Source organism: Burkholderia anthinoferrum (assembly GCF_002925705.1).
In the GTDB taxonomy this organism is placed as follows: domain Bacteria; phylum Pseudomonadota; class Gammaproteobacteria; order Burkholderiales; family Burkholderiaceae; genus Burkholderia; species Burkholderia semiarida.
Genome location: NZ_LFZP01000041.1, coordinates 162,120 through 180,278, shown reverse-complemented (window position 1 = coordinate 180,278; position 18,159 = coordinate 162,120). Strand labels below are relative to the sequence as shown.

The 18,159-nt window shown below is 68.9% G+C and carries 15 protein-coding genes and 1 riboswitch; of the genes, 4 read left to right on the top strand and 11 right to left on the bottom strand.

Features of this window, described 5'->3' with window-relative positions; all coding sequences use genetic code 11:
* Positions 1–194 precede the first annotated feature (194 nt).
* Positions 195–1,208, bottom strand: coding sequence for a class 1 fructose-bisphosphatase (locus C5F75_RS14095; RefSeq protein ID WP_059574095.1), 1,014 nt, complete (start codon positions 1,206–1,208; stop codon positions 195–197).
* 285 nt (positions 1,209–1,493) lie between these two features.
* Positions 1,494–4,187: an aminopeptidase N gene (pepN, locus tag C5F75_RS14090; protein ID WP_060011451.1), complete on the bottom strand. Its 2,694-nt coding sequence runs from the start codon at positions 4,185–4,187 to the stop codon at positions 1,494–1,496.
* Between the two features lie 187 nt (positions 4,188–4,374).
* Between pepN and C5F75_RS14085 the strand changes: the two genes are divergently transcribed.
* The gene (locus C5F75_RS14085) at positions 4,375–5,085 is read left to right on the top strand and encodes a DUF4136 domain-containing protein (RefSeq protein WP_059574093.1); all 711 of its coding nucleotides are present in this window, start codon (positions 4,375–4,377) and stop codon (positions 5,083–5,085) included.
* Between the two features lie 50 nt (positions 5,086–5,135).
* Here C5F75_RS14085 and C5F75_RS14080 read toward each other — a convergent pair whose 3' ends face one another.
* The 8 genes from C5F75_RS14080 to C5F75_RS14040 form a co-directional block, all read right to left on the bottom strand.
* The gene (locus tag C5F75_RS14080; RefSeq protein WP_059574092.1) at positions 5,136–5,708 is read right to left on the bottom strand and encodes a TMEM165/GDT1 family protein; all 573 of its coding nucleotides are present in this window, start codon (positions 5,706–5,708) and stop codon (positions 5,136–5,138) included.
* A 94-nt stretch (positions 5,709–5,802) separates the two neighbouring features.
* Positions 5,803–5,924: riboswitch (yybP-ykoY riboswitch) on the bottom strand.
* Positions 5,925–6,058: 134 nt separating this feature from the next.
* Positions 6,059–7,378, bottom strand: a complete 1,320-nt coding sequence (gene guaD, locus C5F75_RS14070) for a guanine deaminase (protein ID WP_059574091.1) — start codon at positions 7,376–7,378, stop codon at positions 6,059–6,061.
* A complete protein-coding gene (locus C5F75_RS14065) occupies positions 7,375–7,719 on the bottom strand; it encodes a hypothetical protein (RefSeq protein ID WP_081066589.1) in 345 nt (114 codons plus the stop codon). Before C5F75_RS14065 ends, guaD begins: the two co-directional genes overlap by 4 nt.
* A 27-nt stretch (positions 7,720–7,746) precedes the next feature.
* A complete protein-coding gene (locus C5F75_RS14060; RefSeq protein ID WP_059574090.1) occupies positions 7,747–8,772 on the bottom strand; it encodes an adenosine deaminase in 1,026 nt (341 codons plus the stop codon).
* A gap of 18 nt (positions 8,773–8,790) precedes the next feature.
* Positions 8,791–9,795, bottom strand: coding sequence for a xanthine dehydrogenase accessory protein XdhC (gene xdhC / locus C5F75_RS14055; RefSeq protein WP_059574089.1), 1,005 nt, complete (start codon positions 9,793–9,795; stop codon positions 8,791–8,793).
* Between the two features lie 624 nt (positions 9,796–10,419).
* Positions 10,420–10,932 (bottom strand): disulfide bond formation protein B, encoded by a 513-nt coding sequence (locus C5F75_RS14050; protein WP_059574088.1) that lies wholly within the window; start codon positions 10,930–10,932, stop codon positions 10,420–10,422.
* Between the two features lie 136 nt (positions 10,933–11,068).
* Positions 11,069–12,445, bottom strand: a complete 1,377-nt coding sequence (locus C5F75_RS14045) for an amidase (protein WP_059574087.1) — start codon at positions 12,443–12,445, stop codon at positions 11,069–11,071.
* A 6-nt stretch (positions 12,446–12,451) separates the two neighbouring features.
* Positions 12,452–13,132: a GntR family transcriptional regulator gene (locus tag C5F75_RS14040; protein WP_059574086.1), complete on the bottom strand. Its 681-nt coding sequence runs from the start codon at positions 13,130–13,132 to the stop codon at positions 12,452–12,454.
* Between the two features lie 287 nt (positions 13,133–13,419).
* On the opposite strand from C5F75_RS14040, the gene C5F75_RS14030 reads away from it, so the two are divergent.
* Positions 13,420–14,601 carry a gamma-glutamyl-gamma-aminobutyrate hydrolase family protein gene (locus C5F75_RS14030; RefSeq protein ID WP_059574085.1) on the top strand — a complete coding sequence of 394 codons (1,182 nt, stop codon included), beginning with the start codon at positions 13,420–13,422 and terminating at the stop codon, positions 14,599–14,601.
* 115 nt (positions 14,602–14,716) lie between these two features.
* Entirely contained in the window at positions 14,717–15,403 is a 687-nt protein-coding gene (locus C5F75_RS14025) for a DUF2968 domain-containing protein (protein WP_059574084.1), read from the top strand.
* Between the two features lie 78 nt (positions 15,404–15,481).
* On the opposite strand, the gene C5F75_RS14020 is transcribed toward C5F75_RS14025, so the two are convergent.
* Positions 15,482–16,498, bottom strand: coding sequence for a hypothetical protein (locus C5F75_RS14020; RefSeq protein WP_316252115.1), 1,017 nt, complete (start codon positions 16,496–16,498; stop codon positions 15,482–15,484).
* A gap of 291 nt (positions 16,499–16,789) precedes the next feature.
* Here C5F75_RS14020 and tcuC point away from each other — a divergent pair, with 291 nt between their 5' ends.
* Positions 16,790–18,085, top strand: a complete 1,296-nt coding sequence (gene tcuC, locus C5F75_RS14010; protein WP_059574081.1) for an MFS transporter — start codon at positions 16,790–16,792, stop codon at positions 18,083–18,085.
* Positions 18,086–18,159: the final 74 nt, after the last annotated feature.

Sequence of the window (18,159 nt, the reverse complement as noted above, 5' to 3'; positions counted from 1 at the left end):
AAATTATATGGTCAAATCCGCGATCTTGGCAATAGGTTTTGCGAAATTTTTTCAGCTTGCTGCTACTGCTTCGCGAAACCCTCGATCCGGCGGACTTTCCGCTTTCACTTCACCGCGATGCGACCCGTTAGGGCCACATCGCGAAGGCGCGATTGTACTGATGTCTCGCGCCTCCGTCCAGTGCTGCAGTGCAATTATTTTGCTTCGTCGTGATAGCCGGTCACGCGCTCGACTTCGTTCTTCGAGCCGAGGAATACGGGCACGCGCTGGTGCAGGCCGGTCGGCTGCACTTCCATGATGCGCTGCGTGCCGGTCGTCGCGGCGCCGCCCGCCTGTTCGACGATGAACGCCATCGGGTTCGCTTCGTACATCAGGCGCAGCTTGCCCGGACGATCGGGCGTGCGCTTGTCGGCCGGGTACATGAAGATGCCGCCGCGGTTCAGGATCCGGTGCACGTCCGCGACCATCGACGCGATCCAGCGCATGTTGAAGTTGTCGCCGCGCGGGCCGTCCTTGCCGGCGTTCAGCTCGTCGACGTAACGCTTGACCGGGTCGTACCAGTGGCGGGCGTTCGATGCGTTGATCGCGTATTCGCGCGTGTCGGCCGGGATCTGCATGTTGCTCTGCGTGAGCACCCACGAGCCGACTTCGCGGTCGAGCGTGAAGCAGTTCACGCCGTTGCCGGTCGTCAGCACGAACACCGTCTGCGGGCCGTACACGGCATAGCCGGCCGCGACCTGCTGCGTGCCCGGCTGCAGGAACGATTCCTCGGTCGCCTGCTTGCCGTCCGGGCAGCGCAGCACCGAGAAGATCGTGCCGATCGACACGTTCACGTCGATGTTCGACGAACCGTCGAGCGGGTCGAACACGAGCAGGTATTCGCCGCGCGGGTAGTTCGCCGGGATCGGGAAGAACGTTTCCATTTCCTCCGACGCCATCGCGGCGAGGTTGCCGCCCCATTCGTTCGCGTCGAGCAGGATTTCGTTCGACAGGATGTCGAGCTTTTTCTGCACCTCGCCCTGGACGTTCTCACTGCCGGCGGTGCCGAGTGCTTCGCCGAGCGCGCCCTTCGACACGTTGTAGCTGATCGCCTTGCACGCGCGGGCGACGACTTCGATCAACAGGCGCAGGTCGGCGGGGAGGTTGTTGGTCTCACGTTGCTGTTCGATCAGGAACTTCGACAGCGTGGTGCGGCGGGCAATGGACATGACAGACTCCGAAAGGCGAAAGAATCCTTGAATGGGCGCAATTTTACCCGTCGCGCCTGCGGGGCCGCCGGCTTTTTTCGTCCGGTTACATGGGCGGGCCGCCGAATCGGCCCGGTATCGGGCGACGCTGGCGGGCGGGGGCGTTCATCGCAGCCGCGGCCGGTCGGGCGGTCCGACCCCGCGATCGCGAGCGGTTTCAGCCGCGCCCGCGCAATGAAAAAGCCGGCGCCGCGTGAGGCGGCACCGGCTCGATCGCGCGGACGCGACAGCGGGCGATCGCGTGACTTACGCGAGCGCCTTCTCGACGATCTCGCGCACGTCGCGCGATTTCGCGCCGGCGGCGACCTGCTCGAGCGCTCCGCGCATCCGGTCGCGCAGCGCCGGCGTGAAGCGGCGCCACAGTTCGAGCGAGCGCGCGAGGCGCGCCGCGACCTGCGGGTTGATCGCGTCGAGCGCGAGCACCTGTTCCGCCCAGAACGCGTAGCCCGACCCGTCGGCCGCGTGGAATTGCGCGGGGTTCGCCGCGCAGAAGCTGAAGATCAGCGAGCGCGCGCGGTTCGGGTTCTTCAGGTTGAACGCGGGGTGCGCGAGCAGCTTGCGCACCTTCGCGAGCGTCGGCTGCGCGGGCGTACCGCGTTGGGCCGCCTGCATCGCGAACCACTTGTCGATCACGAGCGCTTCCTTTTCGAAGCGACGGTAGAAGTCGTCGAGCGCATGCTCGGCCGGCCCGTTCGCCCCTGCGGCGGACGCCGACAGCAGCGCGCCGAGCGCGGCCGCGCGATCGGTCATGTTGTTCGCCGCGTCGTACTGGGCCGTGGCGAGGCGTACGGCATCGGCCGGATCGTCGAGCTCGGCGAGATACGCGAGCGCGAGGTTCTTCAGCGCGCGGCGGCCCGACGCTTCCGGCGTCGGCTCATAGGCGCCCGGCGTCTGCTGCTGCTCGTATGCGGCGAGCCAGTCGGCGCGCAGCGCGGTTGCGAGCTGGCGGCGCACGAACTGGCGCGCGCGATGCACGGCGGCCGGGTCGGCCTCGGCCATCTGGTCGGCGAGGTAGGTTTCCGACGGCAGCGTGAGCGCGAGTTCGCGGAACGCCGGCGACAGGCTTTCGTCGGTCAGCACGCGGCGGAACGCGGCGACGAAGTTCTCGCCGAGCGCGAGCGGCGCGTCGGCCGCGGCACGCGCGGCGAGCGTGAGCAGCGCGCGTGTCGCGAGGCGCTGGCCGGCTTCCCAGCGGTTGAACGGATCGCTGTCGTGCGCGAGCAGGAACGCGAGATCGTCGTCGCTGTAGTCGTACTCGACGATCACCGGCGCGGAGAAGTTGCGCAGCAGCGACGGCAGCGGCGCTTCCGGCACGTCGACGAACGTGAAGGTCTGCTCGGTGTCGGTGAACTCGAGCACGCGCGTCGTGCCCGATGCGGCGGCCTCGCCGTCCAGACGCAGCGGCAGGTCGCGCCCGTTGCGGCCGATCAGGCCGATCGCGAACGGGATCAGCAGCGGGCCCTGCTGCGTTTCGCGCGCGGCCGGCGACGCGTCGCCGTAGCCTTGCGCGAGGGTGACCGTATAGCGGCGCGCGGCCGCGTCGTACGCGGTGCGCACCGACACGCGCGGCGTGCCGGCTTGGCTGTACCAGCGCTCGAACTGCGCGAGGTCGCGCCCGTTCGCGTCGGCCATCGCGTGGCGGAAGTCGTCGCAGGTCACCGCGTGGCCGTCGTGGCGCTTGAAGTAGAGATCCATCCCCTTGCGGAAGCCGTCGCGGCCGAACAGCGTCTGGTACATCCGCACGACTTCCGAGCCCTTCTCGTAGACGGTCATCGTGTAGAAGTTGTTGATCTCGACGTAGCTCTCCGGGCGCACCGGGTGCGCCATCGGGCCCGCGTCCTCGGCGAACTGCAACTGGCGCAGCACGCGCACGTCCTCGATGCGCTTGACCGCGCGAGCCGCCGATTCGACGTCGTCGCCGGCCGCCATGTCGGCCGAGAATTCCTGGTCGCGGAACACCGTCAGCCCTTCCTTCAGGCTCAACTGGAACCAGTCGCGGCAGGTCACGCGGTTGCCGGTCCAGTTGTGGAAGTACTCGTGGCCGACCACCGACTCGATGTTCGCGAAATCGGTGTCGGTGGCGGTCTCGGGGTTCGCGAGCACGTACTTCGTGTTGAAGATGTTGAGCCCCTTGTTCTCCATCGCGCCCATGTTGAAGTCGCCGACCGCGACGATCATGAAGCGGTCGAGATCGAGCTCGAGGCCGAAGCGCTTCTCGTCCCAGCGGATCGAGTGGATCAGCGAATCCATCGCGTGACGCGTCTTGTCGAGGTCGGCCGGCTCGACCCACACCTGCAGCAGCTTGTCCTTGCCGGAGCCGGTCGTGATCTTCTCCTCGATCGCGACGAGCTTGCCGGCGACGAGCGCGAACAGGTAGCTCGGCTTGCGGAACGGGTCTTCCCACTTCGCGAAGTGGCGGCCGTCGGGCAGGTCGCCCGAATCGACGAGGTTGCCGTTCGACAGCAGCACCGGGTATGCGGCCTTGTCGGCGCGCAGCGTGACGGTGTACGACGCCATCACGTCGGGGCGGTCGAGGAAGTAGGTGATGCGGCGAAAGCCCTCGGCTTCGCACTGCGTGAAGAAGTTGCCGCTCGACACGTAGAGGCCGGACAGCGTCGTATTCTGGTCGGGCGCGCACGCGCTTTCGAGCGTCAGCTCGAAGGCGTCGGGCACGTTCTCGACCGTCAGCCCGTGTTCGTGCGCGCGCACCGCGCCGTGCGGCGCGCCATCCAGCCGCGCGCCGAGGAATTCGAGCGCCTCGCCCATCAGCTCCAGGTGCGGCGCGGGCGCGGCGTCCGGATTGCGGCGCACGCGCATCGTATTCCTGACGATCGTGCGGGCCGGGGCGAGATCGAATTCGAGTGCGACGGAATCGATGAGGAAGGCCGGCGGCGTGTAGTCGGCGCGGCGGATCACGGTGGAGGAGGCGTTGTCGGACATGGTCGTCGAGATCGGTGGAGTGGGGGACGGGCCCGTCGCGCGGGCCAGGCGAACCGGGTCATTGTACAAAGGCTTGCGGCGGCGTGTCGGGCGAACTTTTTACCGCTTCCGGCAGTCCGCGTATTATCGACATCCCGTTGTCGTTCGCGCGGTGCGACGAACGGGTGACGGATCGACGAGGATCAACATGAAACGCGAATGGATTTTTCGCGGTGCGGGCTGGGCGGCGGTGCTGTGCGTCGCGCTGCTGACCGGCTGCACCAGCTACGTGACCACCCGGGTCACGGCCTTCTCCGACTGGAGCGGCAGCGACGCGACCCGCACCTATGCGTTCACGCGCACGGACGCGCAGAAGAACAGCATCGAGCAGTCGACCTACGAGCCGATCGTCGCGAACGAATTGTCCGCGTATGCGTTCCGGCAGGTCCCGCAGTCGCAGGCACGCTATCTCGTCGGGCTGACCTATTCGGTCGGCAGCGATCTCGTGACGGTGCCGCAGCCGGTCTACTATGACCCGTGGTTCATGGGGCCGGGGCCGTACTGGCGAGGCGGTCCGTGGAGCCCCTGGGGCCCGTGGGGGCCCTGGGGGCCGATGCCGGCCGGCTACGTCGCGCAAACGTACCAGGTCTTCGACTACGTGCTCGGCATCCGTATCACCGAGCGCGCGACGGGCAAGGAGGTCTACAACGTGACCGCGCGCACGACCGGCGACAACGGCACGCTGCTGTACGCGATGCCGTTCCTCGCGCGCAGCGCGCTCGCCGATTTCCCGTTGTCGAACGGTGCGGTCCGTACGGTCCGGCTGCCGGTCGACAAGCGTGGCGGGCCGGCGGCGCCGGCCGCCAACGAGCGCGCGGTGCCGGCGGCGCCGGCCTCGGGCGCGGCCGTCGCAAAGTAGCGCGGCATCCGCGTCGGCGCGGCTGCCCGGCCGCGCCGGCCCGATTCCTTTCAGATTCCGATGCCGAACAGCGCCAGCGCGCCGAGCACGACGAACAGCACGGCCGCGATCCCGTGCACGAGCTTCGTCGGCAGGCTGTGCGCGAAGCGGTCGCCGAGCAGGATCGCCGGCACATTGGCGAGCATCATCCCGAACGTCGTGCCGGCCACGACGCCGATGTAATCCTGGAAGCGCGCGGCCAGCGCGACGGTCGCGATCTGCGTCTTGTCGCCCATTTCCGCGAGAAAGAACGCCACCAGCGTCGCGCCGAACACGCCGAGCCGCGAGCGGGTCGCATGGGCTTCGTCCTCGTCGAGCTTGTCCGGCACCAGGATCCACAAGCCCATCGCGATGAACGAGAACGCGAGCGCCCAGCGCATGATCGACGGCGTGACGAGCACGCCCAGCCATTCGCCGAACGCACCGGCGAAACCGTGGTTGACGAGCGTCGCGACGAGTACGCCGAGAATGATCGGCACCGGCTTGCGATAGCGCGCGGCCAGAACGAGGGAAAGCAGTTGGGTCTTGTCGCCGATTTCAGCGAGGGCGACGGCGCCGGTGGAGATCAGGAAGGCTTGAGACACGTATGGGGTTCCACGGGCCGATGTTGTGCAAGCGAGCGACGATCCACCGCGCGCCGGGCCCTGATGCGGCGCGCAGTGAACCATCGGTCTCGCCAGGCCAACGTGGCTGCGCCCGCCATGGCCGAACGGCCAAGTCTGTTGACGGACGCCTCCGTCACGATGCGCGCCGGGGGCGCGGGACATCGAGCGGAGCGGCTACTCCCCAATGAGCGGCGAATTCTAGCACGGCGCATCGCGCGTCGGAAAGCGGCCGGGCCGCGGTGCGCCGCGCCGCACCGCATTCGACTGCCGGCATGACGACACGGCGAAGCGGCGAAGCGGCCGTGCCTGCCGGAGCGCGGCGCGGGTCGCTACGCGGCGGCCGGGCCGCGCGCGGCGCCGCGCTCGTGCACGAGTTTGCCGGCCGCATAGGTACGGTACACCGCGCGGTCGTCGCCGAGCAGCGCGAACGCGAACAGCAGTTCCTCGAGCGAATCCGCGCGCTTCGTGCGGCGCGCGAGCAGCGGCGTCGCCTGCGGATCGAGCACGACGAAGTCGGCCTCGGTGCGCGGCGCGAGCGTGCCGACCGTGTCGGCGAGGTCGAGCGCCTGCGCGGCGCCGGCCGTCGCGAGCCAGAACATCCGCGTGGCGCTCAGGTGGTGGCCCGACAGCCGCGCGACCTTGTGCGCCTCGTTCATCGTCTGCAGCATCGAGAACGACGTACCGCCGCCGACGTCAGTCGCGAGCGTGACGGGCACGTCGTATTCGCCGGCCTTGTCGAAATCGAACAGGCCGCTGCCGAGGAAGAAGTTCGACGTCGGGCAGTGCGCGACGACGGTGCGCGTCTCGGCCATCCGGCGGCGATCCTCGTCGTCGAGGTGGATGCAATGGCCGTACACCGCGCGCGGACGCAGCAGCCCGTAGCGGTCGTAGATGTCGAGATAGCTGCGGTGGCCGGGGAACAGCTCGGCCGCCCATTTCACCTCGTCGACGTTTTCCGCGACGTGGCTTTGCACGAACACGTCCGGATGGCGGCGCGCGAGTTCGCCGCACGCCTCGAGCTGCGCCTCGGTCGACGTCGGCGCGAAGCGCGGCGTGAGCGCGTACATCTGGCGGCCCTTGCCGTGCCAGCGGCCGATCAGCTCGGCGCTGTCGTCGTAGCCCGACTGCGCGGTGTCGCGCAGGAATTCGGGGCAGTTGCGATCCATCAGCACCTTCCCCGCGATCATCCGCAGGTCGCGCGCGTCGCTCGCCGCGAACAGTGCATCGGCCGACTGCTTGTGCACCGTGCAGTAGACGAGCGCGCTCGTGGTGCCGCACGCGAGCAGTTCGTCGACGAAGAAGTCGGCGACTTCGCGCGCATGCTCGGGGTCGCCGAACCGGCGCTCGGTCGGAAACGTGTACTTGTCGAGCCACGGCAACAGGCCCGGCGCCGGCGACGCGATCATGTCCGTCTGCGGATAGTGGATGTGCGTGTCGATGAAGCCGGGCACGATCAGCTTGTCGCGCAGGTCGTGGACCGCCGCATCGCGCGCGAGCGTCGCCGCGAGCGGCGCATACGGGCCGGCCGCGACGACCTTGCCGTCGTCGACGATCAGGAGCCCGTCGGTCTCGTAGTTCGCGGCCTGGCTCGATTGCGCCGGGTCGCCGTTGAAGGTCAGCAGTTGGGAACGGAAAGCGGTTTGCGTCATGACGAAGGGTCCTGCATCAAGGTAAGGCGAACAGAAGAAAACGGTCGACACCGCACGGGGGCGGCGCGGTGCTGCGCGAGCGGCAGCATGCTGCGTGCGCCACGACCGGCGGCGATGGCGCGGGCGAACGTGGCGGCCGAAGCCGCCAGCGCGTGGTTGCCCGCGCACCTCGCGGCCGTTGCGCGCGCAACCGGTGCGGCGGCGAACGGTACGGCAAGCCACGACGGAGCGCGCATGCGGGCGACGACGCGCCGCGCCGTCGCTTCGCGAGCACGCAGGCGGCCGGCCCGGCGCGAGGCCGAACGGGGAAACGCGAAGCGGATGCCGTTGCCGTGTTTCATCTGTCTAGCGGGCCTCGATGCGGGCCGTCACGCGGCCTGCCAGTACGCGTCGAGGCGCGCGTACAGTGCGTCGCGCTGCGCCGGTTCGATGAACGACGCCTCGAAGCCGTTGCGGATCACCGCATGGACTTCGGCATCCGTCAGTTGCAGCCCTTCGGCCGTCGCGAAGTAGTTTTCGTTGACGTAGCCGCCGAAATAGGCCGGATCGTCGGAGTTGATCGTCACCGCCACGCCGCGGTCGAGCAGTGCCTTCAGCGTGTGCTTCGTCATGTCGTCGAACACGCACAGCTTCAGGTTCGACAGCGGGCAGACGGTGAGTGCCGTGCGCGTTTTCGCGAGGCGCTCGACGAGTGCTGCGTCCTCGATGCTGCGCACGCCGTGGTCGATCCGGTCGACCTTCAGCACGTCGAGCGCTTCGTAGATGTACGCGGGCGGACCTTCCTCGCCCGCATGCGCGACGAGCTTCAGCCCGAGCGCGCGCGCCTTGTCGAACACGCGAGCGAACTTCGCCGGCGGATGGCCGAGCTCGGACGAATCGAGGCCGACGCCGATCAGCCGATGGCGATAGCGCTCGAACAGCGGCAACGCGGATTCGAACGTCGCGAGCGCGTCCGCTTCGGACAGGTGGCGCAGGAAGCACAGGATCAGCTTGCTCGACAGCCCGCGTCGCTCGGCATCGGCGAGTGCGCGCTCGATGCCCGCCACGACCGTCTCGATCGGCACGCCCCGCTCGGTGTGTGTCTGCGGGTCGAAGAACAGCTCGGTATGGACGACGTTGTCGGCGAGCGCACGCTCGCAGTACGCGGCCGTCATGTCGTGGAAATCCTGCTCGGTGAGCAGCACGCTCGCGCCGGCGTAGTAGATGTCGAGGAACGACTGCAGGTCGGTGAACGCGTACGCGGCGCGCAGCGCATCGATCGAATCGTACGCGAGCTTCACGCCGTTGCGCTGCGCGAGCGCGAAGATCAGTTCGGGCTCGAGCGAGCCTTCGATATGGATATGCAGCTCCGCTTTCGGCGCGCGGGCAATCTTGTCCTTGAATGTCGGGGTCATGGCGTCGTTCTTGGTCGGTCAGTAGGTAGGGGAAGCTTGCGCGGCCGCATTCGCCTCGACGGCCTGCAGCAACTGCGCGGCCACCGAGATCGCGATCACTTCGGGCGCCTTGTCGACGATGCCTTCGACACCGATCGGGCAGCGCATCCGCGCGACCTGGGCCGGGTCGATGCCGATCGCCGCGAGCCGGTGATCGAACTGCATGCGTTTCGTGCGCGAGCCGGTCATCCCGAAGTACGCATAGTCGCCGCGTCGCAGGATGCGCTCGGCCAGCACGAAATCGAGTGCGTGGTCGTGCGTCATCACGACGAAGTAGGACCGCGGCGGCGCCGCGTCGACCGCGTCCGCCGGGGAAGCGGTCGCGTCGATCGTGACGTTGCCGATGCCGGCGAGCGCGTCGGCCGGCGGGAACGCGGCGTCGGCCCCGTCGATCCAGCGTACGTGGCACGGCAGCGTCGCCAGCACCTTCACGAGCGCGGTGCCGATGTGCCCCGCGCCGAACAGCACGACGGGGAACGCATACGGCGCGATCGTTTCGGTCATCAGCGACACGCCGCCGGTTTCCCACAGCAGGCAGTCGGCCCGCGCGGCTTCCGATTCGGGCTCGCTCAGCAGCGGCGCGCCCGGCGAGGGGCCGAATGATACGCTACGCACGGTCGCGGCGCCGGCCGCGACGCGCTTGGCGAGCGACATGATCCAGCCGAGGTCGCCGACGTCGAGCCGTTCGAACGCGAGCACCACGGCGCCGCCGCAGCACTGGCCGAGGCTTGGGCCGAGCGCGAGCCGCTCGAGCCGGCGTGCGTGCGGCACGTGCGCGCCGTCCTTCAGCAGGTGCCGCGCGATCTCGATCGCCTTCCATTCCAGATGACCGCCGCCGATCGTATGGCGGGCCGTGTCGCGCGTGACGAGCATCTTGGTGCCGGCTTCGCGCGGCGCGGAGCCGTCGGTGTGCGCGACCGTCACGAGCACGGCCGCTTCGCCGTGCGCGAGCAGTTGCTGCAGATCGCCGAGCCAGGCTTCCATCAGCACGCTCCGTTCGGGACGACGCGGCACGACGCGCGGCGCGGGCTGGCGGGCGGGGCGGCAACGAGGACGGACGGGAGCGGGGCAGGCCGGCGGCACGGCTCATGCCATGCGACGGCCGCGGACCGGCGGCGTGCGCGAACGGCGCCGCCGGACGCGCGGACGCCATGAGGGTGACGGATGCGGATGGTTTGCGTTGTCATGATGAATCCAGTCGACATTGCGGATCGGGCGCGCGTTACGCAGGCAGCGGTGAGACCGCCTGGCCTCGCGCACGTAGATCGCCATCCAGTCCCGAAGATAGCATCGCCACGCGGCGGGAACATGGCTGGGCGGTGATCCGGGGTATCAGGCGGCGATCATGTCGATCATAGGCCCGCCGCGCCGGATCGGGGTGCCGATGCATGCGCATCGAGCCGAAACGCACGTGTGACGGGGCGAGGCGCGGCGATGGGGCGCCGCGCCGCCGGCCCGGACATCCGGCCGGCGGCGGGGTAGGTGTTTACGCGCGACGACGGGGCGGGGCCGGCGCACGCATCGGCCGGCGCCCGGTGGCGACTCGCCGGCGGCGCGCGGCCCATTCGGTCGGGCCGTGCATGCTGTCGGCCGGCAACGCGGGCTCGGTCAGCCCGCGAGCTTGCGGCGATGGCGCCAGAGGCTCGCGACGACCGCGATCAGGATCGCGGCGAAGCCGATCAGCGCCCAGCCGGGCAGCAGGATGCCCAAGATCGGCGGGTAGACGGTCTCGCACAGCCCGGCGACCTTGAACATGCCGGGGAACCACTGCGCGGGCGGCAGGCTGTCGACGATCGGCTGCAGCGTGTCGAAGCCGCAACTGAAGCCCGGATTCATCTGAATCGACAGGTGCCGCGCGGCCGTGCCGACACCGCCGGCCGCGGCGATCGCGATCAGCAGCTCGAGCACCCAGACACCGCGCCAGTTGCGGATCCCGGCGGCCAGGAACGCGAAGATCCCGATCGCGCAGAAGAAGTAGCGCTGGATGATGCACAGCGGGCACGGGTCTTCGTTCTTCACGTACTGCAGGTACAGCGCACCGGCCAGCAGCGCGATGCACACCCATCCGAGCAGCATCAGCAGGTGGCGTTCGCGGCGTAGTGCAAGCGTGTAGTCGTTCATGTCGGCGGGGTTCCTCGTCGGTCGGTCCGGAAAACAATCGCGCGATTTTAGCGCGAACGGTCTGGCACGAAACTGACAGCGCGCGTGCGGCAACCTGCCGCACCGCGCGCGTTGCCCGCCGGCGGCTGACTGGCGGTCAGCGAATCGTGTTCAGCACGGCCTCGACCGATTGGCCGATCGCCAGCAGCGCGTCGTCGCGATGCGGCGCCGCCGCGAGCATCAGGCCGACCGGCGCCGCGTCGCGCGCGTGGCACGGCAGCGACAGCCCGCACGCATCGAGGAAGTTGAACGCGCTCGGGTTGCGCAGGATCAGCGCGTTGGTGCGCGTGAACGCGTCGTCGTCCGTTTCGAGGTCGGCGATGCGCGGTGGCACGACGGGCACCGTCGGCGCGACGAGCGCATCGAAGCGCGCCCAGACCGTGTGCGCGGCTTCGTCGAGCATCGCGGCGCGCGCGGCGAGCAGGTCGAGATAGTCGGCCGCGCTCGCGGGCTCGCCCTTCAGGATCCGCGTCAGCACGCGCGGGTCGTACTGGTCGCGATGCTTGGCGAGCAGCGGACGATGCCATGCGTACGCCTCGATCGGCGAGAAGCCGAAACGGTTGATCTCCGGCAACCGGTCGAGCGCGGGGAAGCGCACTTCGGTGACGATCGCGCCGGCCGCTTCGAGATGCTTGAGCGCGGTGTCGAGCGCGGCCGCGACGTCGGCATCGACGCCGTCCGTCACGTAGTTCGTCAGCACGCCGAGCCGTACGCCTTCGAGGGGCCGGGCGGCCGGCACGTGCGGCTCGAGCCCCGCGAGCATCCGGTCGACGAGCGCGCAGCACGCGACCGTCAGCCCGATCGGCCCGAACGAGTCGAGCGTCGTCGACAGCGGCACGCCGCCTTGCGTCGGGATCCGGCTCGCGGTCGGCTTGAAGCCCGTCAGCCCGCACAGCGCGGCCGGAATCCGGATCGAGCCGCCGGTGTCAGTGCCGAGCGCGACGGCCGCCATCCCGTCGGCGACCGACGCGGCCGCGCCCGACGACGAGCCGCCCGAAATTCGCGCATCGCCCGGCACGTCGCGGCGGTACGGCGAGCGCGGGTTGCCGAAGTGCGGATTCAGCCCGAGCCCGGAGAACGCGAACTCGCTCATGTTGGTGCGGCCGACCAGCACCGCGCCCGCGCGCCTGAGCCGCGCGACGGCGACCGCATCGGTGCGCGCGGCCGGCGCGCCGTCGAGCACGCGGGACCCCGCGCGCGTGACCTGGCCCGCGACGTCGAACAGGTCCTTGACCGACACGGGGATGCCCGCGAGCGGCGACAGCACGGTGCCCGCGGCGCGCAGCCGGTCGTGCGCGTCGGCGGCCGCGCGTGCGTCGTCGGCATCGACTTCGGTGAAGACGACGGCGCCCTGGCCCGACGGATCGGCGATCCGGTCGAGCGCGGTGTCGACGAGCGCGCGGCTCGTGGTCCGGCCGGCGGCGAGGTCGGCGGCGAGCTGGGCGAGCGGGGGGAACGGCGTGAAAGTGGTCATGGCGGCTCAGGGGCGAAGATGTTGAACAAGCGTGGAGCGGAACGAATCGATATGGCTTTCGACGGCTGCGCGCGCGCCGGCGGCGTCGCGTGCGGACAGCCGGTCGAACAGCGCGCGGTGCTCGTGCTGGACGTCGGCGAGATGGTGCGGTTCGGACAGCGTGACGAACCAGAAGCGCAGCGAGCGCTCATGCAGCGCGCGCAGGATGTCGGCCAGCACCGCGTTGCGCGCGGCCGCGGCGATCGTCTGATGAAACGCGCGGTCGAGCTCCATCATGCCCTCGACGTCGTGTGCGTCGACGCAGGCCTGCCCGTCGTCGAGCAGCGCGGCCAGGCGGGCGAGATCGTCGGGCGTCGCATGGCGCGCGGCGAGTTCGACGCAGTGCGCTTCGTTGATGCGCCGCACGTCGATCACCGCGACGATGTCGTCGAGCGACAGCGGCTGCACCATCAGGCCCTTGCGCGGCATCACCGACAGCAGCCCCTCGAGCACGAGCCGATGCACGGCCTGGTGCACCGGTGTGCGGCCGATTCCCGTCCGTGCGACGAGTTCGGCTTCGTTGAGCGCGGCGCCCGGTTTCAGGCGCATCGTGACGATGTCGCGCTGGATCAGCGCGTACGCGCGGTCGGCGAGACTCGCCGGCGACGCGGCGGGGCGGTCGCGGGTGACGTCGGTCAGGGTGCTCATATGGGGTTCGGCACCGGGGCCGGAAGGCGCGCGATCATGACGCGGCGGGCTCGGGAAGCGTGGGCGATCTCTGGATATTACTGTGATATATCACAGGTGTCCAGCCCAAGAGCGGCACGGGCAGCGGGGGCCGGGTGCGCGAACGGGGCCGCATGCCGCGGCGGCGGCCCTGCCACCGACTTGCAACAATATCGACAGGATGTTGCAGGTTTGCCGCGTGATCGTGCACTGAAGCATAATGAATCCTCGTCTATTCATACGCGTGAGCGACGTACCAGACCATCGTCATGAGCGAAAACACGCCTTCCCCGGCCGGTCTGCCCGGCACCTTTTCCGCTTCTTCCGATTCCCCGCGTCCCGATCCGGCGAAAACGCACGATGCGCAGGCCGCCGTGCAGAACGCCGCCGACGACGGCGCGTCGCCCGTGACGGCCGCATCCGAGCCCGGTGCACCCGGTGCCGCGGGCGCGATCGGGGACGGCGCCGCCACGGCCTCGCCGCCGAAGCCGGGTGCGCCGCCGCCCGGATTCGGCGCGCAGCCCGATTTCGACACGCCGCGGCCGCCTCCCGCGAACGCGCAGAATGCGCCGCCCGCCTACCTGAAGCAGAGCGACACGCCGTGGTCGGTATTCGGCCGGATCGTCGCGGCGCGCGCGCGGCGGCTGTTCGACCGCGCCGGCCAGCGCATCACGCAGCGCACGCTACGCATCGGCGTGTCGGCGCGGATCTTCCATCCGGAGCCGGGCGCGAAGGGGCTGCGCGGCAAGACGCTGCAGTATCTCGAGGAATCAATCGCCCACTGGGTGATGTCGCGCGACGTGCTCGTGTTCATGATTCCGACCGTCGGCCATCAAGGCATGATCCATCCGAGCAACATCCGCCTGCGCGACTACGCGAAGCATCTCGACGGCCTGCTGCTGCAAGGCGGCGCCGACGTGTCGCCGCAGACCTACGCGGCGTCGGATGCGCGACCCGAATGGCCGGGCGATCGCGTGCGCGACATGTACGAGCTCGAGCTGCTGCACGAATTCGTCGAGTCCGGCAAACCCGTGCTCGGCGTGTGTCGCGGCTGCCAGTTGATCAACGTCGCGTTCGGCGGTTCGCTGTACCAGGACATCGCCACCGACGTGCCGACCGCCCATGCGCACGTGAGCGAGCATTACGACCAGCATCGTCACGCGATCCGTTTTCCCGACACGTCGACGCTCGCGAGCATGTTCCCGGGGCGCAGCGAAGCGATCGTCAACTCGATTCACCATCAGGCGATCCGCGATCTCGGCCGCGATCTGAACATCGAAGCCGTGTCGGCCGGCGACGGGATCATCGAAGGCATTCGCCATCGGCGTTCGCCGTTCGTCGTCGGCGTGCAGTGGCATCCGGAGTTCCATCGCGCGGGCGGCTCGGAGCTGCTCGACTGCACGCCGCTGCTCGATGCATTTCTGCGCGCCGCGCGCGAAACGCGCCTGTAGCCCGCCGTATTTTTCGTGTTGAACTCAGGCCGGCCGCATCCCGATAAATTCGAGATGCGGCCGTTTCGTTTTGAACGATAATCGCGAGTTCCGATTCGTTCGCCGGAGTCTGACGTTGGCTTTCCGAAACTTTTCCCCTGCACGATGCGCAACGTGGATCGTTGCACTGGCTGCCTGCGCGCAAGCGGGCGCGGCCTGGTCCGCCGACGCGACCGCCCCCGCTGCCGGTACGCGTCCGGCGGTCACGAGCCTGAGCGGCGGCGCGTCGCCCGCGGCCGCGACGGACGTCGCCGCGCAAGGCAACGTTGCCGAGCTGACGCAGATGCTGCACGACGGCCGGATCGTCGAGATGCGTACGACGTACAACGGCAGCTACGGCGCGAGCCTGATGTTCGATCCGCGCGAGATGACGTATTACGTCGCGCTGTTCCAGGACAAGAATCTGTGGCGCGTGATCCGTTCGCAGGACAAGAATCGCGCGGAGATGGTGTATGCGAACTTCGTCCAGCAGACGGCGCAACTCGCCGATATCGAGATCCGCCGGACCGAGCTGCAGGCGCAGAAGGCATTTCTTGAACGCGTGATTGCGCTGCAGGCGAATCGTGCGCAGCAACTGCAGGCCGACCTGAGCGTCGCGCGCAGCCAGCAGGCCGAAGTCGCGCAACGGCAGAAGTCGGCGCAGGAGCAGGCGCAGGCGCTGCAGGTCGAGAAGCGGGCGGCGCAGTTGCAGTTGCGCGATCTGCAGGAGCAGGTGCGGCAACTCGAGAAGCAGACCGAGATGGGGTTGCCCGTGCACAAATAACGATCCGTCGAGCGGACGGAGCGAGACGAGCGAAAACCCGGCGAAGCGATCTTCGCCGGGTTTTTTATTGCGCGGGCATCAATGCGCGAACGCGTCCGGCACGTCGGTCACGCGGCGGTGCGACAGTTGCGACGTCCAGTCGAAACCGGCCGCGCGCGGGTGCGTGGGGCCGGCCGGCTGCGTGGCGCGCAGCGCGTTCGCCATGGCGATCAACGTGGCAGGATCGTCGAGCGCGTCGCGCGTGACACGCGTGTCTGCCTCGTGCGGCGGTGGGGCGCGCCGAACGCGCGTGCCGGTGTTGGTGGCGTCGTGCTGAATCGGCCGATGCGCAGCCAGCCGTGGCACGGCCGGTGTGCGGGGCGGCGCTTCCGTCGTGCGCTGGCCGGCTGCCGGACGTGGCGAGGCAGGAGCGGCATGCCGCACGTCGGGCGTTGCTTGCGGGTGAAGCGATGCGGGGCCGCGCGCGACGCGGTGCGTGGCTGGCGGCGAGACCATCGTATGCGCGCCAGCCGTCGCTACCTTGGGTTGAGGCATGGCGTTCGTCGACGTGACCGGTGCAGCCGCGGCGACATGTGTGGTGTCGGTCGATGTCGCGATGTGAGCGGGTGCGCCGCCGGCGGCTTGAATCGCGTATGCGGGAACGGAATCCGCAGGTGGCTCGTGCGCGCCGATCAGCCAGGCGATGATGCCGAGCGCGCCGATGCTCCAGCAGACGGCGTATCGCGCGCGCCGATCGCGAGGCGGGCGCACGGAACGGCGCAAGTACCGACCGGCGCCAGCCGCCGGCGTGACGGGCAATCCGGCCGAAGCGGGCAGTGCCGCCGCCACCGGCAGCGGCTGCCATCGGCACGCGCTGTGCGGCCGGTCGATATCGATGCAGGATGTCGTCAGTGTCGCGAGGCAGTGGCTGCCGGGCCGTGCGCCGGACGCACCGAGGAACCGCCATTCGCGGCCGAACGGCGGGACGTGATCGAGCGGAGTGGCGCGAGGGCGGGCGAGCGCGCCTTCGACCGGGACGAGGGGCGATGGGGTCATGAGAGCGGTACGCCGTGCGACACAGGCCCGTGCCGACGCGGCGCGGAAACGTCGTCGCAAATCTTGCCATTGTGGTCAGCCGGCGCGGGTCGGTCGATCAGATCGATCTGATTCTTGTGCCCGTTTCGGGGCGACTTGTACGAGGCGGACGCCGTGACGGCCGTGATGGGGCACCACAAGGCAAATGTCGGCTTGACGTGGCATGATGCGCGAATCTTGCTGGCGGCGCGCCGTTACGCGCCGCGCCGCCGGCGGGCAGCGATGCCCGTGTGCGCGTGCCAACGCTACGCGCCGCGCATCGTCGGTTTCATGCGGCGCGGAATTCGCGCCATCCGAGCTTAGCGAGAAAACATGTCCACAGCATCGCCTGCCATTGCGCAGGAATCGAAAGTCCGCACCGTCTTCCGCGTCGTCAGCGGCAACTTCCTCGAAATGTACGACTTCATGGTCTACGGGTATTACGCGTCGGCCATCGCGAAAACGTACTTTCCGAGCGGCAACGCGTTCGCGTCGCTGATGCTGTCGCTGTCGGTATTCGGCGCTGGCTTCCTGATGCGGCCGGTCGGCGCGATCGTGCTCGGCGCATACATCGACCATCACGGCCGCCGCAAGGGGTTGATCCTGACGCTCGGGCTGATGGCGATCGGCACGCTCACGGTGGCCGCGATACCCGGCTATGCGACGATCGGCGTGCTCGCGCCGGTGCTCGTGCTGCTCGGCCGGCTGTTGCAGGGCTTCTCGGCGGGCGTCGAGCTGGGCGGCGTGTCGGTGTATCTGTCGGAGATCGCGACGAAGGGCCACAAGGGGTTCTATACGTCGTGGCAGTCGGGTAGCCAGCAGGTGGCCGTCGTGTTCGCCGCGTTCGTCGGCGTCGTGCTGAACCGCGCGCTGCCGGTCGAGGAAATGACCGCGTGGGGCTGGCGCATTCCGTTCCTGATCGGCTGCCTGATCGTGCCGTTCCTGTTCCTGATCCGCCGCTCGCTGAAGGAAACCGACGAATTCCTGGCGAAGCGTCACCGCCCGACGATGGGCGAGATCATGCGCTCGATGCTCGACAACTGGGGTATCGTGGTAGCCGGCATGGGGATGGTGATCATGACGACGGTGTCGTTCTACATGATCACCGCCTACACGCCGACCTTCGGCAAGGAAGTGCTGCACCTGTCGTCGCTCGATGCGCTCGTCGTGACAGTCTGCATCGGTATCTCGAACCTCGTGTGGCTGCCATTGTCCGGCGCGCTGTCCGACCGCGTCGGCCGCCGTCCGGTATTGATCGCGTTCACCGTGCTGACGCTGCTGACGGCTTATCCGGCGGTGCTGTGGCTCGTCGGCGATCCGTCGTTCCTGCGGCTGCTCGCGGTCGAGCTGTGGCTGTCGTTCCTGTATGCGTCGTACAACGGGGCGATGGTTGTCGCGTTGACCGAAGTGATGCCGGCCGACGTGCGCACGGCCGGCTTCTCGCTCGCGTACAGCCTCGCCACGACGATCGGCGGCTTCACGCCGGCGATCTCGACGCTGCTGATCCACGAGACGGGCAACAAGGCGGCGCCGGGGCTGTGGTTGAGCGTGGCCGCGATCTGCGGCTTGATCGCGACGCTCGTGCTGTACCGCACACCCGACGCGCGCGATCAGTACAAGTCGGCCTGACGGCCACCCGCATGTCGCGCGGCGTCGGGCCGCGCATCTCATCGAAACAGGGAGCGCGATGCGCTCCCTGTTTC